The 20,590-nt window shown below is 52.3% G+C and carries 18 protein-coding genes and 4 tRNA genes; 8 read left to right on the top strand and 14 right to left on the bottom strand.

Annotated elements, in window-relative coordinates; translation table 11 throughout:
• Window positions 1-6: 6 nt before the first annotated feature.
• Complete coding sequence (purF, locus tag ABNT34_RS05420) at window positions 7-1,518, top strand: amidophosphoribosyltransferase (RefSeq protein ID WP_348729514.1); 1,512 nt, start codon at window positions 7-9, stop codon at window positions 1,516-1,518.
• 60 nt (window positions 1,519-1,578) lie between these two features.
• Here the strand turns inward: purF and ABNT34_RS05415 are convergent, their stop codons facing one another.
• From ABNT34_RS05415 to ABNT34_RS05400, 4 genes are all read right to left on the bottom strand, one after another.
• A complete protein-coding gene (locus ABNT34_RS05415; RefSeq protein WP_348729512.1) occupies window positions 1,579-2,178 on the bottom strand; it encodes a Yip1 family protein in 600 nt (199 codons plus the stop codon).
• Window positions 2,179-2,312: 134 nt separating this feature from the next.
• Window positions 2,313-3,071: a tRNA isopentenyl-2-thiomethyl-A-37 hydroxylase MiaE gene (miaE, locus tag ABNT34_RS05410; protein ID WP_348729510.1), complete on the bottom strand. Its 759-nt coding sequence runs from the start codon at window positions 3,069-3,071 to the stop codon at window positions 2,313-2,315.
• Window positions 3,072-3,087: 16 nt separating this feature from the next.
• On the bottom strand, window positions 3,088-3,840 hold the full coding sequence (locus ABNT34_RS05405) for a UDP-2,3-diacylglucosamine diphosphatase (protein ID WP_348729508.1): 753 nt from the start codon (window positions 3,838-3,840) through the stop codon (window positions 3,088-3,090).
• The gene (locus tag ABNT34_RS05400) at window positions 3,833-4,327 is read right to left on the bottom strand and encodes a peptidylprolyl isomerase (RefSeq protein WP_348729506.1); all 495 of its coding nucleotides are present in this window, start codon (window positions 4,325-4,327) and stop codon (window positions 3,833-3,835) included. The genes ABNT34_RS05405 and ABNT34_RS05400 overlap by 8 nt, the downstream gene beginning before the upstream one ends.
• A 163-nt stretch (window positions 4,328-4,490) precedes the next feature.
• Here ABNT34_RS05400 and cysS point away from each other — a divergent pair, with 163 nt between their 5' ends.
• Window positions 4,491-5,870, top strand: a complete 1,380-nt coding sequence (cysS, locus tag ABNT34_RS05395; protein ID WP_348729504.1) for a cysteine--tRNA ligase — start codon at window positions 4,491-4,493, stop codon at window positions 5,868-5,870.
• Between the two features lie 64 nt (window positions 5,871-5,934).
• Here cysS and folD read toward each other — a convergent pair whose 3' ends face one another.
• Window positions 5,935-6,792, bottom strand: a complete 858-nt coding sequence (folD, locus tag ABNT34_RS05390; RefSeq protein WP_031571740.1) for a bifunctional methylenetetrahydrofolate dehydrogenase/methenyltetrahydrofolate cyclohydrolase FolD — start codon at window positions 6,790-6,792, stop codon at window positions 5,935-5,937.
• A 244-nt stretch (window positions 6,793-7,036) separates the two neighbouring features.
• Between folD and ABNT34_RS05385 the strand changes: the two genes are divergently transcribed.
• The 4 genes from ABNT34_RS05385 to ABNT34_RS05370 all read left to right on the top strand — a co-directional run bounded on the left by ABNT34_RS05385 (window position 7,037) and on the right by ABNT34_RS05370 (window position 7,442).
• Window positions 7,037-7,113 (top strand) — tRNA-Pro (locus tag ABNT34_RS05385).
• A gap of 35 nt (window positions 7,114-7,148) precedes the next feature.
• Window positions 7,149-7,225, top strand: a tRNA-Arg gene (locus ABNT34_RS05380).
• A gap of 29 nt (window positions 7,226-7,254) precedes the next feature.
• Window positions 7,255-7,330: transfer RNA gene (locus ABNT34_RS05375), tRNA-His, on the top strand.
• Between the two features lie 35 nt (window positions 7,331-7,365).
• A tRNA-Pro gene (locus ABNT34_RS05370) sits at window positions 7,366-7,442 on the top strand.
• 221 nt (window positions 7,443-7,663) lie between these two features.
• On the opposite strand, the gene fadE is transcribed toward ABNT34_RS05370, so the two are convergent.
• Complete coding sequence (fadE, locus tag ABNT34_RS05365; RefSeq protein WP_348729502.1) at window positions 7,664-10,126, bottom strand: acyl-CoA dehydrogenase FadE; 2,463 nt, start codon at window positions 10,124-10,126, stop codon at window positions 7,664-7,666.
• A 225-nt stretch (window positions 10,127-10,351) separates the two neighbouring features.
• On the opposite strand from fadE, the gene ABNT34_RS05360 reads away from it, so the two are divergent.
• On the top strand, window positions 10,352-11,125 hold the full coding sequence (locus tag ABNT34_RS05360; RefSeq protein ID WP_348729500.1) for a class II glutamine amidotransferase: 774 nt from the start codon (window positions 10,352-10,354) through the stop codon (window positions 11,123-11,125).
• A gap of 24 nt (window positions 11,126-11,149) precedes the next feature.
• On the opposite strand, the gene ABNT34_RS05355 is transcribed toward ABNT34_RS05360, so the two are convergent.
• The 8 genes from ABNT34_RS05355 to ABNT34_RS05320 all read right to left on the bottom strand — a co-directional run bounded on the left by ABNT34_RS05355 (window position 11,150) and on the right by ABNT34_RS05320 (window position 17,717).
• Complete coding sequence (locus tag ABNT34_RS05355; RefSeq protein WP_348729498.1) at window positions 11,150-11,908, bottom strand: DUF3108 domain-containing protein; 759 nt, start codon at window positions 11,906-11,908, stop codon at window positions 11,150-11,152.
• On the bottom strand, window positions 11,895-12,539 hold the full coding sequence (gene purN / locus ABNT34_RS05350; RefSeq protein ID WP_348729496.1) for a phosphoribosylglycinamide formyltransferase: 645 nt from the start codon (window positions 12,537-12,539) through the stop codon (window positions 11,895-11,897). The genes ABNT34_RS05355 and purN overlap by 14 nt, the downstream gene beginning before the upstream one ends.
• A gap of 2 nt (window positions 12,540-12,541) precedes the next feature.
• Complete coding sequence (gene purM, locus ABNT34_RS05345; protein ID WP_348729494.1) at window positions 12,542-13,594, bottom strand: phosphoribosylformylglycinamidine cyclo-ligase; 1,053 nt, start codon at window positions 13,592-13,594, stop codon at window positions 12,542-12,544.
• Window positions 13,595-13,723: 129 nt separating this feature from the next.
• Complete coding sequence (locus tag ABNT34_RS05340; RefSeq protein WP_348729492.1) at window positions 13,724-14,131, bottom strand: hypothetical protein; 408 nt, start codon at window positions 14,129-14,131, stop codon at window positions 13,724-13,726.
• Window position 14,132: 1 nt separating this feature from the next.
• A complete protein-coding gene (locus ABNT34_RS05335) occupies window positions 14,133-15,035 on the bottom strand; it encodes a LysR family transcriptional regulator (protein WP_348729490.1) in 903 nt (300 codons plus the stop codon).
• Between the two features lie 16 nt (window positions 15,036-15,051).
• Window positions 15,052-16,017, bottom strand: a complete 966-nt coding sequence (cmoB, locus tag ABNT34_RS05330) for a tRNA 5-methoxyuridine(34)/uridine 5-oxyacetic acid(34) synthase CmoB (RefSeq protein ID WP_348729488.1) — start codon at window positions 16,015-16,017, stop codon at window positions 15,052-15,054.
• A complete protein-coding gene (gene cmoA / locus ABNT34_RS05325; RefSeq protein WP_348729486.1) occupies window positions 16,004-16,774 on the bottom strand; it encodes a carboxy-S-adenosyl-L-methionine synthase CmoA in 771 nt (256 codons plus the stop codon). The genes cmoB and cmoA overlap by 14 nt, the downstream gene beginning before the upstream one ends.
• 79 nt (window positions 16,775-16,853) lie before the next feature.
• On the bottom strand, window positions 16,854-17,717 hold the full coding sequence (locus ABNT34_RS05320) for a DUF72 domain-containing protein (protein WP_348729485.1): 864 nt from the start codon (window positions 17,715-17,717) through the stop codon (window positions 16,854-16,856).
• 45 nt (window positions 17,718-17,762) lie between these two features.
• Between ABNT34_RS05320 and ABNT34_RS05315 the strand changes: the two genes are divergently transcribed.
• A complete protein-coding gene (locus ABNT34_RS05315; protein WP_348729483.1) occupies window positions 17,763-20,576 on the top strand; it encodes a transporter substrate-binding domain-containing protein in 2,814 nt (937 codons plus the stop codon).
• The last annotated feature ends 14 nt before the right edge of the window (window positions 20,577-20,590 follow it).

The raw sequence follows: 20,590 nt of genomic DNA, 5'->3' as shown, positions 1-20,590 counted from the left end.
GGTTCCATGTGTGGTATTGTTGGTATCGTAGGTAAATATCCGGTCAATCAGGCGTTGTACGATGGCCTCACCGTCTTACAGCATCGCGGCCAGGACGCTGCCGGCATCGTCACTGTGGACCAGAATCGTCTGCGTCTGCGTAAAGCCAATGGCCTGGTCAAAGACGTGTTTGAAGCCCGTCATATGCAGCGGCTGGCCGGCAATATCGGCATCGGTCATGTGCGTTACCCGACGGCAGGTTCTGCCAGCACTGCCGAAGCGCAGCCGTTTTATGTCAATAGTCCTTTTGGTATTGCTCTGGCGCACAACGGCAATTTGACCAATGCCGATGAAATCAAAGACCAGCTGTTTAATGACGCCCGCCGTCACGTTAACACCAATTCAGACTCTGAAGTCCTGCTCAATGCCTTTGCCCATGAGCTGCAATGCGACAATGCCTTGCACCTGATGCCGGATGCCATTTTCCGTGCTGTCTCCAGCGTGCACCGCAAAGTGCGCGGCGGTTATGCCGTGGTGGCCTTGATCATTGGCCACGGCCTGGTGGCGTTTCGTGATCCAAACGGCATTCGCCCTCTGGTGATGGGTAAACGCGAAACCGAGCTTGGCACTGAATATATGGTAGCGTCAGAGAGCGTTGCGCTGGATGCGGACGGTTTTGCCGTGCTGCGGGACGTGATGCCGGGTGAAGCGGTGTACATTACTGAAGATGGCCAGTTGTTCAGTCAGCAATGTGCGGAAAATCCGACTTACACGCCTTGTATTTTTGAGTATGTTTATTTCGCCCGGCCGGATTCGACCATCGACAATGTCTCGGTTTATGCGTCCCGCGTCAACATGGGGAAAAAACTCGGTCAAAAGATTAAAAAAGAGTGGGCGCATCTGGATATTGATGTGGTAATCCCCATTCCGGAAACAAGTAATGATGCCGCACTGCAAATAGCTCACGAACTGGGCCTGCCGTATCGTCAGGGCTATGTGAAAAACCGCTATATCGGCCGCACCTTTATCATGCCGGGGCAGGGTGAGCGCAAGAAGTCCGTTAAGCGTAAACTCAACGCCATCAAGCAGGAATTTAAAGGCAAAAATGTACTGCTGGTCGACGACTCTATTGTGCGCGGCACGACTTCAGGTCAAATCATCGAAATGGCGCGTGAAGCTGGTGCGAGCAAAGTTTATTTCGCCTCGGCTGCTCCGGAGATCCGTTTTCCGAACGTGTACGGTATTGATATGCCGTCAGCGAATGAACTGATTGCCCATGGCCATGATGTGGAAAGTATCTGCAAAATCATCGGTGCTGATGGTTTGATTTTCCAATCATTAGAAGACCTGATTGGTGCAGTTCGTGACGAAAACCCGGCGATCAAGAAGTTTGAAACGTCGGTGTTTGACGGTGTTTATGTCACCAACGATATTTCGCAGGAATACCTGAACCGCCTGGACGCCGCGCGCAGCGAAGATTCGAAGGCGTTAAAAGCAGCCGCCATGGCCGCTAATCTGGAACTGTATAACGAAAGTTAATACAGTTTCACCGCGAACAAAAAAAGGAGCCTCGGCTCCTTTTTTGTTATTTGGCAATGCCTAGTGCGTGAACATCGGCGCGAAACCGGAGCTCCACAAAATTGCGGTAGCAGTCAGAATGCACACCAGCAAAATCAACCCACAGGTCACCACAGAACTGGCGTAAATGAAGCCGCGTTCTTCGGGAATGTGCATCAGGATCGGCACGCCGACATACAGCAGATACACTGAATACGACAGCCCGGCTAACCCCACCAACATCACAAACCACAATTCCGGGTACAGCGACGCGATGCCCACCATAAATAATGGTGTCGATGTATAAGAGGCAAGTTCGAGCGTTTGGGTGTAAGTCGGCTCAGAGCCAAAGGTGTGGGCCATCCAATGCGCCAGATAAGCCAGCGCAAAAACACCCGCAATCAGCGCGACATACATCGCCACAGCCAGCATCGATGCGCTTTCCGAGGTCAGACGGATGGGCTCACCGACGCCGATACTCCAGCCGATATTCACGGCAGAAAAATAAGCACAAACGGACGGGATGAGGGAGACCAACAGAATGTGGGTCAGGCTATATTTTAAACTTTCGTGGCGGTTATCGATGGTATGCCACTCTTCTTTCGGATGAGCGTATAAGCCCCATAAGTGGTTTAGAATCATTTTCGTTATCCTTGTCTACTGCTACAGGTGAGGTCTCAGAGTGACAACGGAACACTCATAAATAAGGTATGGCTAACAGACGTAAAGTCGTCAAGTTTGCCTGCAGAGAATACGGATAAAGCACGATTATCGGATCAGATTGGGCTGCCGCTGTGGAATTTAAAATCGGCATCCGGGCTTTGAATCAGCTCAGCTTCAATCTGCAAAAAATGCTGAAGGCGCGGCTGAATATCTGTAGTGGAGATCTGCTGCGCCAATGTCAGATAATCCTCAAAATGGCGGGCTTCAGAGCGCAGCAACGATAAATAAAACTGGCCCAGTTCAGCGTCGACTACTTCGGCAAGCGCCGCAAAGCGTTCACAGGAACGGGCTTCAATCAAAGCGCCGCAAATCAGCTTGTCGACCAGAATTTGCGGTTCATGGGTTTTGCAGGCGCTAATCAGGCCTTTGGCATAACGACCGGCACTGATGTTGGTATAAGGAACGCCACGTGCCTGCATAATTTCCAGCACCTGATAAAAATGGTGCAGTTCTTCGCGGATAAGCAGCACCATTTTCTCAATAATTTCATTGCTGTATGACACATCCGGCCGGCCGGCCAGATTGCGGCTTAATTTGACACTATTGCGTAAAGACGTGGCATCGCCAATAAAACGATAAGCAAAGTCTTCAAATGGTTTCAGCCATTCCAGTAAGGCCAAAGAGCCTTCTTTATCCACTGCATACTTGCGCAGCAGTAACATTGCCGTTTGCGCCGCTTTTAATTCACAGAGCAGATGGTCCTGCAGCAACACAGGCAAATTCGCCGGCTCTTTGGCTTTATCTATCCAGGCCTGTGGCGTGCGGCATAATAAAAATTGATGGACGGGGGTCAGCAGTTCGGCGTAATTCATGGTGATAATCGGCGCTTTAAGATTCAGTAAGAGTCGGCAGTGCGGCAAAATGCAGTTGCCAGCCGGAGGGCCGTACTTCGAGATAAGCACTTTGCTGGTACCAGTCGCCAAGCACATAACGCCAGGCGGGCCTGCCGTCCGGCAGTTGCAATTCGTGTACTGCAGGTCTGTGGGTATGGCCGTGGATCAGATGCTGCACCTGATGCGCCATCAGCACTTTTGGTACTTCGTCAGGCGTCACATCCATAATAGACGAGGACTTGGCCATTTTGTCGCTGGCGCTGACACGACGGGCTTTACGACCCAGATGTTGGCGGTACCACAGCGGCGTATGCAGAATGAGCCATTGCCACCAGGGTTGGTCCCACCACTGGCGGAATTTCTGATAACCAAGATCCAGCGTACACAAACTGTCGCCGTGCATCAGTAAAGTCGGCACACCGTATAAATCCACGACAGTGTGCGGCGCTAGCAATTGCATGCCGGCTTTTTGCGCATAGCGCTGTTTCAGCAGAAAATCGCGGTTGCCGTGGCAAAAATACAACGGGACGCCGGTTGCGCTCAGACTATGCAGTGCTGTTGCTACCTGTTGCAGCAGCGGCTCCGGATTATCATCGCCGATCCAGACTTCAAATAAATCGCCGAGAATATAGAGTGCGTCCGCATCTCGCGCCGTTCCGGCCAGAAAATGCAGAAAGGCCTGAGTGATATCAGGCCTGTCCGGACTTAAATGCAGATCAGCGATCAGCAGGGTCGAGCGCTCAGCCATGTAATTCGGCTTTCTCGAGTACTACGTTTTCAACCGGCACATCGGCGTGGCCGAATTTACGACCGGTCGCGACAGTACGGATCTTGTCAATCACGTCCATACCTTCAACCACTTCACCAAACACACAATAGCCCCAACCGCTGGCGTTTTTGCCGCTGAAATTCAGGAAGCTGTTGTCAGCAACGTTAATAAAAAACTGGCAAGTGGCTGAGTGCGGGTCATTGGTCCGAGCCATAGCAATAGTGCCTTTTTTGTTGGCAACGCCATTATCGGCTTCGTTCTGGATTTGACCTTTGGTTTCTTTTTGTTCCATATCCTGAGTGAAACCGCCACCCTGGATCATAAAGCCGTCGATCACACGGTGAAAAATGGTGCCGTCGTAGAAGCCTTCAGCCACATAAGACTTAAAGTTTTCGACGGTTTTTGGCGCTTTGTCAGCAAACAGATTCAGTTTGATCACGCCAAAATTGGTGTGGAAAGTTACCATATTCAATACTCCGGAAAAAATGTCGGCATAGTTTACCTGAAGGCCCGGCGAACACAAAGCAAGGATAGCCCGGCAACAAGGCTGATGTTACACTGTTGCTTTTTAACGGCGTCTTATTTTTATTCATTTCCAGACGCCCGGTTGCCACCACTCAGAGGACATTATGTTACAGATTTACAATACGCTGACCCGCCAGAAAGAAACTTTTAAACCTTTGGTCCCCGGTAAAGTCGGTATGTATGTCTGTGGCATCACTATTTACGATTTCTGTCACGTCGGTCATGCCCGCACTTATGTCGCTTTTGATGTGATGATTCGTTATTTGCGCTTTTCCGGTTATGACGTGACTTATGTGCGCAATATCACTGATGTCGACGACAAAATTATCCGCCGCGCGAATGAAAACGGTGAAAGCTGCGATGCGTTGACCGCGCGTTACACCGAAGCCATGCACGCCGATTTTAACGCGCTTAGTTTGCTGCCAGCGGACATTGAGCCGCGGGTTACTACACATATGCATGAAATCGTCTCAATGATTGAAACTCTGCTGGCGAAAAAACATGCTTATATCGCTGCTGACGGTGATGTGTTGTTTGATGTCAGCACTTTTGCCGAATATGGCCAGCTCAGCCAGCAGAACTTAGACATGCTGCAGGCTGGCGCCCGGGTCGAAATTGACCAGGCCAAAGACGACCCGCTGGATTTTGTGCTGTGGAAGATGGCCAAACCGGGCGAGCCAAGCTGGCAGTCACCTTGGGGCGCGGGCCGTCCGGGTTGGCATATTGAATGTTCGGCGATGAGTGCCAAGCATTTAGGCATGCACTTTGATATCCATGGTGGTGGTTCTGACTTGCAGTTCCCGCATCATGAAAACGAAATTGCACAAAGCTGCTGTGCGCATGACTCACGGTACGTCAATACCTGGATCCACACTGGGATGGTTCAGGTCGATAAAGAAAAAATGTCCAAGTCATTGGGCAATTTCTTTACTGTCAAAGACGTGCTGGCTGAGTACAACCGCGAATCGGTGCGTTATTTCCTGATCTCCAGCCACTATCGTAGTCAGCTGAATTATTCGGCCGAAAACCTGCTGCAGGCGCATGCTGCGCTGGGTCGACTCTACACGGCACTGCGTGGTGTCACGCCCGCTGCAAGCGTGGACTTGGATAACGATTATGTCCGTCAGTTTAACGCGGCAATGGACGATGACTTTAATACCGCCCTGGCGCTGCCGGTGTTATTTGAACTGGCACGCGAGATCAATAAAGCCAAAGACGAAGACCGCATCAAAGCTGCGCAGTTAGCAGCTTTATTAATCAAGCTGGGCGAAATCCTCGGGATTTTGCAGGGCGACGCGGAGGAGTTCCTCAAGGCCGGTGGTTCGGATGATGATGTCGCTGAAATAGAAGCCTTGATCACCAGCCGTAATGCGGCACGAGCAGCTAAAGATTGGGCTGCTGCGGATGCAGCGCGGGCCGCGTTAACAGCCAAAGGCATTATCGTTGAAGATAAAAACGGCGTGACCAGCTGGCGGCGTGGTTAACTCACGTTATCGTACTAAGAAAAAACGCGGCAAAAGCCGCGTTTTTCATGTCCGGAAACTTACTTTACATATCGTGGAACTGCTCACAGGCTTCCAGCGTATTTTCAATCAGGCAAGCCACAGTCATCGGGCCAACACCGCCCGGCACCGGTGTGATAAACCGGGCGTGTTGCACCGCTTTATCAAATTCTACGTCGCCGACTAATTTGCCGGAATCCAGCCGATTAATACCAACGTCAATCACCAGCGCGCCAGGTTTTACCCAATCGCCCGGGATAAATTCTGGTTTACCAACGGCAACGACCAGCAAATCAGCACGGCGTACCTGTTGTTCCAGGTTTTTGGTGAACTTGTGGCAGACCGTCGTGGTGCAGCCGGCTAATAACAGCTCCAGCGCCATCGGGCGGCCAACAATGTTCGAAGCGCCAACCACCACAGCGTCCATGCCGCGGATTTGCACACCGGTCGATTGCAGCAGCTTAATAATGCCCTTCGGTGTGCAAGGACGCAGGGCAGGCATACGCTGCGCTAAACGGCCGATATTGTACGGGTGGAAGCCGTCGACATCTTTCAGCGGGTTGATGCGTTCGAGAATCGTGGAAGCATCCAGGCCGGCCGGCAATGGCAGTTGCACCAGAATACCGTCAACGCTTGGGTCGGCATTTAACTGGTCAATTAAATCGAATAATTGCTGTTGTGTGGTGTCGGCCGGTAAATCGTGAGAAAACTGCACAAAACCAACTTCTTCACAGGCTTTGCGTTTGCTGCCGACATAGACCTGAGAGGCCGGATCGGCACCGACCAGTACAACGGCGAGACCCGGCGCCCGTTTGCCGGCTGCGAGCCGTTGCTGCACGCGTAACGCGACCTGATTGCGGGTCGCCTGGGCAATTGCTTTACCATCGATAATCTGAGCTGCCATTTGTTCTGCCTGTGATCTGAAAAATATGCTGTAGCGTATTTTCTCACAGGCGATAGGGCAGCGCCAAGCCAAATGCCAGAAGCGTTTCATTTTGTTGATAATTCCAGCGGATCGCCGGCGATTTATCCGGAAAATTCGCAGAAGGTTCAAATAATAAGCAAACGATTCGAAACGGCAAAAAATCGTTTGACGCTGCCTGAGGTGGGTTGTAATATTGCGCCCCGTTGCAGTAGTGTAACGAAGTCGGTGATTAGCGCAGCTTGGTAGCGCACTTGGTTTGGGTCCAAGGGGTCGCAAGTTCGAATCTTGCATCACCGACCATCTTTAAGTAGAGCGCTTCTGTGGCCGCGAGTTCTGCGTCCGTAGCTCAGCTGGATAGAGCAACGGCCTTCTAAGCCGTGGGTCATAGGTTCGAGTCCTATCGGGCGCGCCATTTACTTAAAGAGAACGTTGAAGTCAGCGGTGGCTGTAGCTCAGTTGGTAGAGCCCCGGATTGTGATTCCGGTTGTCGTGGGTTCGAGCCCCATCAGCCACCCCAATTCAGCGTGTTAGTTGGTAAAGAAGTCAAAATGTCGGTGATTAGCGCAGCTTGGTAGCGCACTTGGTTTGGGTCCAAGGGGTCGCAAGTTCGAATCTTGCATCACCGACCATCTTCTCAGAGCCCGCAATAGCGGGTTTTTGCTTTTCTGCAATTCTGCATTCTCCCCAGTCGCTTTTTCGGTTATGCCTGTCACTCATCCTAAACGTTGTTTGTCGCCATTGAGCTTCGACGTCAAAGCCTCGCTGTAACTGGTATTCGGCGTGATACGGATATTGCAGGCAGTAAAAAGCCGGCTGAGTAGCCGGCTTGATAGTACAGAATTGCTGAGGATTAAGCGGCTTGTTCAGCCACTTTGGCGTCTGATTCTAACAGCGATTTGTCGGCCATCAGATCAATAGGGTCAAAGTCATCCACATTGATGGTTTTTAACCGGCCCACTTCCGCCACACGCAGCTTTTCAGCTTCGGCCTGGCTCAGTACACCGAGGCTCAAGCCCAAATCTGCCACTTCATTTAAGCGATAAAACGGTAGCTTTTTGTTGGCAGCGTGCATCACTTTATCAAACAACGGTTCTGCCGCCAGAATATCCGCCAAGGCCTTTTCCAGCTGGCCGAGCAGATTGTTTGGCTCGTCAGTCAGATACAAATGCGTTCCTAAGCGTGAACGGGCTTCACAAGGCGTTTGCATGATGCGCGCGACCTGATGTTCCGTCTGATCGCTTGGACGGCGTAACGAGCGGCCAAACGGGAATACCACACGTTTAAATACTGTGCCGACGATACGGTTAGGGAAGTTATCAAACAACTCATCCAGCGCTTGCTGGGCGCGGAACAGGTTGTCTTCACAGCCCCATTGCACCAGCGCCAAATCCTGCGCCTGCCGGCCCTCGTCGTTGTAACGCTTCAGGATGGAAGATGTGATGTACAACATACTTAAGATGTCGCCAAGACGCGCGGAGATGCGCTCACGGCGTTTTAAATCACCGCCCAGCGTCGCCATTGCTATATCTGACATCAACGCCAGGGCGGAGCTGAACCGGTTCATTTGTTTGTAGTACTTCGCCGTTTCGTCCTGCACCGGGGCATGGCTGAAAGCACTGTTGGTCAGAGACAGCCAGAAAGTACGGAAGAAGTTACTGATACTAAAACCGATATGGCCAAATAGTGCCCGATCAAAGGCAGTGACTGCTGCGCGTTCATCATCGAGCTGTGCCGCCTGCAGTTCGGCCAGTACATAAGGATGGCAACGGATTGCACCCTGACCGTAGATGATCATGTTGCGGGTCAGGATGTTCGCACCTTCGACCGTGATGGCAACTGGCGCACCCTGATAACCACGGGCTAAGTAGTTGTTTGGCCCCATACAGATGCCTTTACCGCCGTGTACATCCATCGCATCGATGATGGCCTGCCGCATCCGCTCGGTCATATGGTATTTGGTGATAGCCGAAATCACCGATGGTTTTTCACCAAGGTCGATAGAACCTACCGACATCGTGGTGGAAGCATCGGCCATATAAGCATAACCGCCGATGCGCGCCATGATTTCTTCCACACCTTCCATTTTACCAATCGGCAATTTGAACTGGCGGCGAATGCGGGCATAAGCGCCGGTGGCCAGTGCCACCGACTTGATGCCGCCGGTACTGTTGGATGGCAGGGTAATAGCACGACCGACCGACAAACATTCAACCAACATGCGCCAGCCCTGGCCGGCCATTGATGGACCACCGATGATGTAGTCGAGTGGCACAAACACATCCTGACCCTGAGTCGGACCATTCTGGAACGGTACGTTCAGCGGGAAGTGGCGACGACCAATTTTCACGCCAGGTGTGGTGACCGGGATCAGCGCACAGGTGATGCCTAAATCTTCTTTATCACCGAGTAAATTGTCCGGGTCCTGCAGTTTAAACGCCAGGCCCAATACAGTCGCAATAGGTGCCAGTGTGATATAGCGTTTATTCCAGGTCAGGCGCATACCAACGATTTCTTTGCCTTCCCATTCGCCTTTACAGACCACGCCGTAATCCGGAATAGCACCGGCGTCAGAGCCGGCTTCTGGCGAGGTCAGCGCAAAACAAGGTACTTCTAAACCTTTGGCCAGCCGCGGCAGGTAATAATCCTGTTGCTCTTTGGTGCCATAGTGCTGCAGCAATTCGCCGGGGCCTAACGAGTTTGGCACACCCACAGTGCTCGACAGCACCATGCTTTTGCTGGTCAGTTTCTGCAATACACAAGATTGTGCGTACGCTGAGAACTCCAGGCCGCCATATTGTTTTTTGATGATCATGGCGAAGAAGCCTTGATCTTTTAAGTAGTTATAGACTTCTGGTGATAAGTCAGTGCGTTCGTGCGTGACATGCCAGTCGTCGACCATCTTCAGTACAGTTTCAACCGGACCATCGAGGAAGGCTTGTTCTTCTGCACTTAACCGTGGTTTCGGGAAATTATGTAATTTGTGCCAGTCCGGATTACCGCGGAACAGGTCGCCTTCCCACCAGGTGGTGCCGGCATCAATGGCTTCTTTTTCAGTGCTGGACATTTCCGGCATAATTTTGCGGTACAGCTTCAGCAGCGGTTTGGTGATGTGTTGCTGACGAATACTGGCGATATTCAGCGGCAGCGCGACAGCGGCAAACAGGATCCAGCCAATCAGACCGACAGTGCCAAAGAAGCTGCCAAGTACTAACAAACCGCCAATGGCTGCGGTAAACAAAGTCAGGCTGGCTCTGTGGTAGGCGAGGATGCCGACCAACACCAGTAATAAAACGATAAATACGAGTAATTCCATCTTGTTCTCCTGATAAGAGGTCTGACCACTAACTGCGATAGGGTATAAGCCTTACCGCCAAGATGCAAGCAGTTCCTGAGTCACCACCTAGGGATCAGCCCAAGTGTAGCTGAACAACTGTACAGTTTTGTGGATAGTACTTTGGTTATGCAGTAGAACCATTTGGCACTGTTCAGAGCGGTAACACGCTGATAGTCTGACCGGACTTGGTTTTGGAACTCTGTTATGTGTGAATTGTTAGGCATGTCGGCCAATGTACCGACCGATATTTGTTTTAGTTTTAAAGGCCTGCGGGAACGCGGTGGCAACACCGGACCACACAAAGACGGCTGGGGCATTGCTTTTTATCAAGGCAAAGGCGTGTCGACTTTTAAAGATGCCGCGGCCAGCCACCATTCCCGTGTGGCAGAACTCATCACCGACTACCCGATCAAAAGTAACGTGGTTGTAGCCCATGTACGGCAAGCAAACCGGGGCCGGGTAGCGCTGGAGAACACCCATCCTTTTACCCGTGAATTGTGGGGACGTTACTGGACTTACGCGCACAACGGCCAGCTCAGTGATTATAAACAGTTAACATGTGGCCAGTTTCAGCCAGTCGGCACCACCGACAGTGAGCGGGCTTTTTGTTTTATTTTGTCAGCACTGGCAGAAAAATATCCGCAAGGGCCAAAAAGCCGGCCGCAGCTGTTTGCTTATGTGAAAAAGCTCTGTGATGGCCTGCGTCAGCAAGGCGTGTTTAATTTATTGCTGTCTGATGGCGATTATCTGTTTTGTTATTGCAGCACCAAGCTGCATCACATCACGCGCCGCGCGCCTTTTGGCCTGGCGCGGTTGTCCGATGTGGATGTCGATATCGATTTTGCCCGCGAAACCACCGAGCGTGATGTCGTGACTATTGTGGCTACTATGCCGCTGACCTGTAACGAAGCCTGGCAGCCGATGGCTGTAGGCGACGCGATGTTGTGGAAGGCTGGCGAGATGGTGCGCCGGTTTTAGCCGGTGCACCTGTAATTTCTGCCTTTAGTTAAACTGATAACTTTGCAGCTGGACGTCAAATTGTTCGACTTTGTCTTCTGCCTGCCACAGCTTCACCAATAAATAATCCAGCTCAGGCGCCACCCAGGCCACGACCTGTTTATCCAGATCTTTGCCGACGCGCTCGACCCGAATGGTTTTCAGCTTACCGGCCGGCAGCGACAATAGTTCTTCACCTGTGACTTTGTACTGATAACTGCGTGGATCGCCGTGCCGGGTCAGCACATCAAAACTGAAATCAGTTTTACCGGCTGCCAGTTCCAGTACCAGCTGGCTGTGGTAACTCAGCTGATCGAGCCATTGTTTATCCCATTCCAGCGGTTTCGCGGCTTTTTCTTTGCCGGTTAACAGCTCTTGTTTAGTCCAGTCCAGATTCAGCTCATAGTGCCGGCCCGGGCCTGTGCCCCAACGTTTTAACTGATAAAAAAATGGTTGCAGATGGCCGTCTTTGAGCACAAAGCGCGAGCGCTCGTGGCGTTCGTCTTTGAAAATCAACCAGCTGATTTTACTTTTATAACCGAGTTCATAACCCTGGCCCCAGGGTTTTAAATAACGTTCTGCTTCGCCATGGACTTTACCAGAGCGTAGTACCTGATATTTAGCACTGAATGGCTTGAGTCCGGCGGGAGTTTGACTGATTGCTGCCGCAGGGGCCGTCGCAGCGGTCTGTTGCGCCTGTGCCGGACAAAGCAGGCTCAGGCAAAAAAATGACGCCAGAAGGCGCCATTGTTTATTCATCATCATCGGCATATCCGTGTGGTGAAAGAATGTGGCCGTCTAACAATGCCTTATCAGCTTGTTGTTGTAAACGGTCCTGGCAAAACCAACGCACGACTAAAGGGTAAATGCGGTGTTCCTGTTCATGCACACGGGCGGCCACTGCTGCCGCGTCATCTTCCGGGAATACCGGTACTTTGGCCTGCAACACTACAGGGCCGCCGTCCAGTTCGGCTGTGACAAAATGCACACTGCAGCCATGCACAGTATCGCCGGCCTCAATCGCACGCTGGTGGGTGTTCAGCCCCTGATATTTAGGGAGCAGCGACGGATGGATATTCAGCAGCCGGCCACTGTAATGCGCGACAAATTCTGGCGTCAGAATGCGCATAAAACCGGCCAGCACTACCAAATCCGGTTGATGCCGGTCAATCAGCTGGCACAGCGCTGCGTCATAACTGGCGCGGTCTGCATATTGTTTATGGTCCAGTACCAGCGCCGGTACCCCGGCGTCTGATGCCCGTGTCAGGCCAAACACATCAGCTTTATTGCTGATGACGGCGCTGACACGACCGGCAATAAAGCCGGCCTTGCAGGCATCCAGAATGGCTTGCAGATTCGAGCCGCTGCCCGAAATGAGCACAACGATGGATTTCATCGTTATGCGTTCACACCAGGGATCACCACTTGGGCATCACCGCTGACCGCAGATTGGATTTCGCCAATGTGCCAGGCTTTTTCGCCAGCTTGTTGCAGCAGTTCCAGTGCTTTGCTGAGGTTGTCCTGGCTGACAACGACAATCATGCCCACACCACAGTTAAAGGTGCGGTACATTTCGTAGCGGGTCACGTTGCCTTGCTGTTGTAACCAGTCGAAAATGGCTGGCCACTGATAGCTTTGCTCGTTCACCACGGCTTTGGTGTGCTCTGGTAATACCCGAGGGATGTTTTCCCAGAAACCACCGCCGGTGATATGACACAGTGCGTGCACCGGCAGTTGCTTGATTAAATTCAGCAGGTTTTTCACGTAGATGCGGGTTGGCGCTAACAGATGATCAGCCAGAGTTTTTTCGCCTAATAAAGTATCTGGCGACTGACCACTGACTTCGAGAATTTTGCGTACCAGCGAGAAACCGTTGGAGTGTGGGCCAGAAGAGGCAAGTGCGATCAGCTGATCACCAGGCTTCACCAGACTGCCGTCGATAATGTCGGCTTTTTCCACCACACCGACACAGAAACCGGCGATGTCATAGTCGTCACCGTGATACATGCCCGGCATTTCAGCGGTTTCACCGCCCACCAGCGCACAACCAGACAGTTCACAACCGCGGGCAATGCCTTCAACAACAGTGGCTGCAGTATCAACATTCAGCTTGCCGGTAGCGTAATAATCGAGGAAAAACAGCGGCTCGGCGCCTTGCACTACGATGTCGTTGACACACATTGCCACCAGGTCGATACCGACGCTGTCGTGACGGCCCAAATCCATCGCCAGACGCAGTTTAGTACCAACACCGTCGGTGCCTGAGACTAATACCGGTTCTTTATAACCGGCCGGAATTTGACACATAGCGCCAAAACCACCGAGGCCACCAATCACTTCTTTGCGGGTAGTGCGTTTCACCGCACCTTTGATACGATCAACCAGTGCTTCACCGGCATCAATATCGACCCCTGCGTCTTTGTAACTTAATGAAGTTTTTTGCTCGCTCACGGTTATCCTCGATGGCTTTGAGTTAAAAAGGGGATAAAAAAACGCGCGCATTTTACCTTGTTTGCCGGCAAGACAAAAGGTTTAATCAGCGCGCGGTCACACAGGACTGAGCAGTCGGGCGTCCGGCCCTTATTGCATGGCGTTACTGATCGCCTGTGAAATATATTCTTTGACGCTCAGATCCGGATTTTTGGTCACTTTGTGATACACCAGTGACGCCAGCGGAAATTCTTTGTTGTTGTAGTTCAGACTGACATAAGGCGCTGATTCATCCGCCGTCTGATGGACCCATTCGCCACCAACCACGCTGATAAACACCTGACCTAAATAAGCGCCGAAGATGTTGCACAAGGCAAACATGTGGGCGTCTGACATCCGTTGTTTTTGTTGCTGGTGGAAAATGCTGCTAAGCAGTACATCGACCAGTGGCAGCGATTCCAGCGTTAAATCCAGTTCGACCTGATGTTCATCCCGGGCGTAAGAGACAGCATCCTTCGCACTTTGTTGCATCAGTTCAGTCAGTTCAGTATTGAGCATATTATGTTCCTGCTTTGCCATGAGCGGCGAGGATGATCTGGCGCAGTTGCCGGCCACCCGGGCCTAATTTGTCTTCTTTGGGGATCACCAGCGACAATGGAATTTGCCGTTCGGTGCTTTGCCTGAGTTGCAACCGGACCAGGCTGCCATCCTGTATGGCTTGCTGCACAATAAATTCGGGTAACCAGCAAAACCCGAGGCCACGTTGCAAAATGGTCATGGCTTCATAGAAGTTACCGACAGTCCAGCGCTGTTCGGCTTTGAGCCAGCCAGCATTTTCTGCCGGTTTTTGTCCGGTATCGCGGATCACGATTTGCAGATGTTGAGTCAGCTCATCGGCATCGAGCGCTGCGATGGTTGTCAGTGGATGGTCCGGCGCGCAGACCAGCACCATTTGCGTGATACACAGCGGTTCACTTAAGTAGCCACGCGGCACTATCGGTGTGGCGGCGATGACTAAATCGGCTTTGGCTTCGAGGATCATTTCGGCGCTGCCGGTGATCACTGTGTCGATAATCTGAATGCGGCTGCCGCGGCTCTGCGGATAAAACTGCGACAAGGCCTGATACAGTTTGTCGCGTGGATAGATAATTTCGACGGCCAGGCGCAGCTCCGGCTCCCAACCCATATCGATATTCGCAGCCAATAATTCCAGATCTTCAATTTGCTGGGTCAGCAGGCGGGAGCGGCGCAGCATCACTTCACCGGCTGGCGTTAAAAACGCTTTGCGGCCAATCACCTGCAGCAGTTCCACGCCAAGTTGATTTTGCAACTTCGCCACGGCGTGGTTCAGACTGGACTGGCTTTTATTCAGTAATTCGGCCGCCTGTGCGTAGCCGCCTGCGTCCACCACTGCCTGCAGGATCCGCCATTGTTCCAGCGTCGATTTAGGGCGGTAGCGCATAAATTTCCTCTTGGGATCAGGCAGTTGCCACAATCACCGCACGCAGCGGTGCCGGGTAACCTTCAATGGTCTTACTATGATCAGTCGGGTCGAGAAAATCAACCAGACTTTCATTTTGCATCCACTCAGTGGCGCGCTGTTCTTCCAGACTGGTCTGATTCAGGTCGACGACGCGGACATCAGTAAATCCGATGCGCTGCAGCCACAGTTCCAACGCGGCGGTGCTTGGAATAAACCAGACATTGCGCATTTTGGCGTAGCGGTCAGTCGGCACCAGCACGGTCTGGGCATCACCGGGCACCACCAGCGTTTCCAGCACCAATTGGCCGCCGGGCCGGAGCTGGTTTTTCAGCTGCTGTAAAAAATCCAGTGGCGAACGGCGGTGGTATAGCACACCCATTGAAAATACCGTATCAAAGCTTTTCAGCTCAGGCATGTCATCGATGCCGATCGGCAGTAAATGCACGGCAGGGTCGGGATGGAAATGTTTAATCGCCTGAAACTGGCAGAAAAACAACTGGCTGGGGTCGATGCCCACTACCAGTTCAGCGCCGGCACCGCGCATGCGCCACAGGTGATAACCACTGCCACAGCCAACATCGAGCACAGTGCGATGCTGCAGCGGTGCCAGATGCGGCAGCACCCGGTCCCATTTCCAGTCGCTGCGCCACTCGGTATCAATCTGCAGGCCGTGAATATCAAACGGGCCTTTACGCCACGGCATCAGTTGTTTGAGCAGTACTTCCAGACGCTGACGGGCACCGTCGGATAATTCATCGGCTGCGCCTATCGCCACGGCGCTTTGCAGGTTGACCTGCGTAGTTTGCGTCTTGGGCAAGTGCTCCAGCACCTTTTTCCATTGCTTAAAATCGCCATGCAGCGCTTCTTTATACCAATGGCTGAGCTGTGCTGGCAGCACGTTGAGCCAGGGCGCCAGCTTGGTTTTGGCGACCAGTGCGTAAAAATCATTAAACCACTGCATCTGCGGCTCCTTGCTGTATGGCGACGCCTTGTTTGACCGCCACCATCGAACAGAAATTAAAACACTGGAACCACACGGTCGCGCTGGCAAAACCCGCCGCACTGAATCTTTGTTGATGCTGGGCTATGGTGTCGGGCTTCATCACGTTTTCCAGCGCTGTGCGTTTTTGGCTGATCTCCAGTTCGGAATAGCCGTTGGCCCGTTTAAAATCATGATGCAAATCAATCAGTAATTCGTGCGTCAGTGCATCTTCAAAGATGACTTTTTCTGACAGAATAAAAATCCCACCGGGTTTAAGCCCTTGATAAATGCGCGCCACTAAAGCGTCGCGGTCGGCTTTGGGCAAAAACTGCAGGGTAAAATTGCTGACCACCATCGCTGCATTGTTGATGGCTAATTCGCGGATATCACCGAGTTGTACTTCCAACGGGACTTCACTGCGAAACGCCTGCAAATGCAGCCGGCAGCGCTCGACCATCGCCGGGCTGTTGTCGACTGCGATGACACGGCTTTGGCTGTCGCTGAGCTGACGCCGCATCGCCAGGCTGGCCGCGCCGAGCGAGCAACCTAAATCGTAGTAATTGCTGTGGTTTTGCTGATAACGCTGCGTCAGTTTGCCAATGGTCTGAATGATGGTCTGATAACCGGGTACTGAACGCTGGATCATATCGGGGAAGACTTCAACGACATCGGCGTCGAAGCAGAAATCCTGCACCTGAGCCAAAGGCTCGGCATAAATTGCATCTTTTTGCGTCATGGGCTGCATCACAAAGCGGGATTAAGACTGGCTGAAACAGCGTGCATAGTAGCAAAAACTCCCCGGCTTGGGCAGGCTTTCAGAACAGCGTGTTTTGCGATGGGGCTAAATCGGCTGGCCAGGGTTCTAGCACCGGATGTGAAACACCAGTCAGCGCAGCCAGCTCGCTAGCAAATTGCCGGGCCAATAAAGGTGCGCTTTGGTTATCTTCGGTGTGAAAAAACGCGTAAGGGGTCAGGCCTTCGCCCAGCCACTGCGCCATTTTTTTAAGCCATGGCTGATAAAAGGGCCGGTTGGCGGCCAGATCTGACACGCCAACAAATCGAAACATCGGGTTTGGCCCCAGTGCGCAGACATGCACCGGCAACCTGGGTTTTTTCTGTTGTGCATCTTGTAAGGCTGCGGTGACGGGCGGCTGTGCAAATAAAGCGCGGCTGTCCAGAATGACCCGTTCACAGCCAGTTTGCCGCAATAATTGATGCAGTTGCTGTTCCGCCGGACCTTTATTAAAAAGGGCCGGATGGCGGACTTCTACTGCGACCGGACTAAACTGGCGCAGCTGCTGTAACAAGCCAGTAAAATCAGCATCTGCGGTGACCAAATACTGGCCGCTCAGCTGCAAATGGCACAGGCCAATCTGTGGCTGCAGCGGTGCCATTAAGGCCTGCCACCGGCTTAGTGCGTCCAGGCGATCCACGCCACGTAATTGATGACTGATCAGTTTCGGGATTTTCAGCGTGAAGCGGAAATGGGCTGCCGCCTGGCTTTGCCAGCGCAAAACAGTCGCCGGTGACGGGTCGGCATAGAAAGTGGTATTGCCTTCTACTGCATTGAAATATCTGCTGTATTGGGCTAAAAAGTCAGAAGGGCTGCTGCGGTCATCAAACAGACTGCCACGCCAGTGTTCATGTGCCCACATCGGGCAACCAAGATAATACATCATAATAAGTCTGGTCTGACCGACAGCACCTGATGAGAGTACATTTTGTTGAAGCATATCATATTGCTGTTTTGTGTTTTGTTCAGCGGCTGGCTGCATGCCGCGTCCGACGATCGGGCTCTGCAATCTGGTCGACTGATTGTCGGGACTAACGCTGACATTTACCCCTATGTTTACCTGGATAATCAGCAACAACCTGTTGGGCTGGTGGTCGATTTATGGACGCAGCTGGCGAAAAGTGCTGGCTTAAGCCTAGACTTGCAGATCCTGGACCGGACTGAATTGGCCCGTGCGCTGGAACAGGGCCAAATCGATGTGATTGCCGGCCTCAATCGTAGCGCAGAACGGGAACAGCAGTATTTACTGGGGCCGACCCTGGTGGACGTGTACAGCAACGTCTTTGTGCACCGTGATTTAAATAACGTCAATCAACTGGCACAGCTCAAGCCTTATATCGTCGGTTCCCTGCGTCAGTCTGCCAACGGCACGGCACTGGCACAAGCGGTGCCGGGGGCAACTATGCGCGAATTTGCCTTACAGGACAGCCTGTACGACGCGGCTTTGCAGGGTGAAATAAAAGCCTTTACCGCACAGGACAGGTTAAGCCCGCGTTACGCCCGTTATAAAGAGTTACAGGAACAGTTCCCACTGTTTCGCAAATTACCGCTACAGAAAATGGAATTAACTTATGCCGTTCAACATGACCGGCCTGAGTTAGCAGCGCATCTGCGTCGGGCATTTACCGCGTTGCCAAGCGGTTTTACCGAAAAGCTGGAGCGGCGCTGGCTCAGTGGTATCAGTGACGAAAACACTGTGCTGGTCGCGATGGCGGAAGGCAATCCACCGCTGATGAATGTTACGCCAAATGGTTTGCCGCAAGGCTTGTTGGTTGATTTGTGGCAGTTGTGGTCTGAACAAACTGGTATTCCGATCGCGATGGTGCCTGAGACGACCACACAGGGATTAAAAACGTTACGCCAGGGCCGGGTCGATGCTCACATGGGCTATCCGGTCGGTACTGAAACACCTGCCGACGTGCGGCCGGTCTGGCCCGTGTATCGCCTGATGTCATCTTTTTACTACGGCAACGGTAAGCAGTTGACAGCATTGCAGCAAGTAAAGCAGCCAGTCGGCGTCTTTGCGGCAGCTTCTTACCTTGAGAAACTACAGCAGGATTTCCCGGCGTTGCAAATCCGCCGTTTTGAAAAACTGGAAGAAATGCTGCGTGCTTTTGAGCGCAACGAAATCGCCGGATTTTTTATCTCCGATTTAGTGATGCAACATCGGGTGTTGCAAACCAATGCTAATGCCTATCAAAAACTGGAACAACCGCGTTACCAGACCGAATTACAGGTACTGGTGGCTGAAGACGCCAGCAAATTGGCGGGGCAGTTGAAGCAGGGCTTTCAGGCCATCACACAGGACCAGTTGGAAGCGATTGAAAAACGCTGGCTGACAAGGCCCGAGACCGGTTATTACAACAGTTTTCGCCAGCAGGTGCCGCTCAACGGAGAAACCCAACAATGGTTAAAAGACCATCACGTCATCCGGGTTGGTGTGATGGCCAATTGGCCGCCGATGGAGTTTGTCGACGCGGATGGCTCTTTTAAAGGGGTAACGCAGGACATTCTGACTAAGCTCAATCAGCGCTTGGGGGTAGAACTTACGGCGGTGCCATACACCGACTGGCTGCAGCTGGTCGATGATTTTCTGGCGAACAAACTCGACATGGTTGCCAACATGGCCGACACCGAAGAACGAAAACAACAGGCAGATTTCAGTCTGAATTTCTGGCCTTCGCAGTGGGCCGTGTTAAGTCTCGGCCAGACGGCTGCAATCAGTTCGATGCGTGCGCTGAGCGGCAGTACAGTGGCAGTCGAAAAAGACTACGATATCAATCTGTTACTCGAGCAACAGTTCCCGGATATCAAGTTAGTGCCGACTTCACATTACAACGAAAGTCTGGAGCTGTTGCAGCAGGGCCGCGTCAACTTTGCCATTGATACGCTGATGGTCGCCGGCGGGACTTTGCGCAAACCGGAATACAGTAATCTGCGCATGCATTTGCCACCGGACATGCCAGTTACCCCTTCATTGTTCGCTGTGCGCAAAGACTATCCGTTGCTGTTGCAGGCGATTGATCAGGGCTTACGCACTTTGTCCGAAGCAGATCGCGCTGAGATCCGCAATCGCTGGTTCCTGCTCGATGTTGACCCTGGCCTGGCGCAGGACCGGATTTATACTCTGGTGCTGCAGATTGTCGGTGCGGGTTTGCTGTTGTTTGCAGTGGTGTTTTTCTGGAATATGTCGCTGCGCCGCGAAGTCGGGCTGCGACGTGAAATGGAACAGAAAATGCGTTTTATGGCCACACATGACGACCTGACCCAGCTGGCTAACCGCGCGCTGTTGCAGGAACGCCTGGAACAAGCCGTGATGCAACATGCCCGGCATCAGGAAAAACTGGCGCTGCTGTTTATCGATTTAGATGGTTTTAAAGCGGTTAATGATAATCATGGCCACCATGTCGGCGATGAGTTACTGACCCGTGTTGCGGCTATGCTGAAGCACTGTGTGCGCAAAAGTGACACAGTGGCACGGTTTGGTGGCGATGAATTTGTGGTGTTGTTAACCGGGCTGCTCGATCGCGATGACGCGGCGCTGGTCGCGGAAAAAATCCTGATGCAATTGGCGCAGCCGGTACAATTGTCGGTTTGCCAGGCCAAAATCGGCGCCAGTATTGGCATCGGTATGTACCCGGATGATGGTACAGAACCACAAAGTCTGCTCAAGGCGGCCGATGGCCTGATGTATCTGGCAAAACAACAAGGGAAAGGCCAATACCGCTTTAGCCGTGATGCTTAAAATCAACGGTTCTG

The organism is Rheinheimera texasensis, assembly GCF_964031785.1.
Lineage (GTDB): Bacteria > Pseudomonadota > Gammaproteobacteria > Enterobacterales > Alteromonadaceae > Pararheinheimera > Pararheinheimera texasensis_A.
The sequence above is the reverse complement of the archived record's forward strand: the minus strand, read 5'-3'. Positions and strand labels throughout refer to the sequence as shown.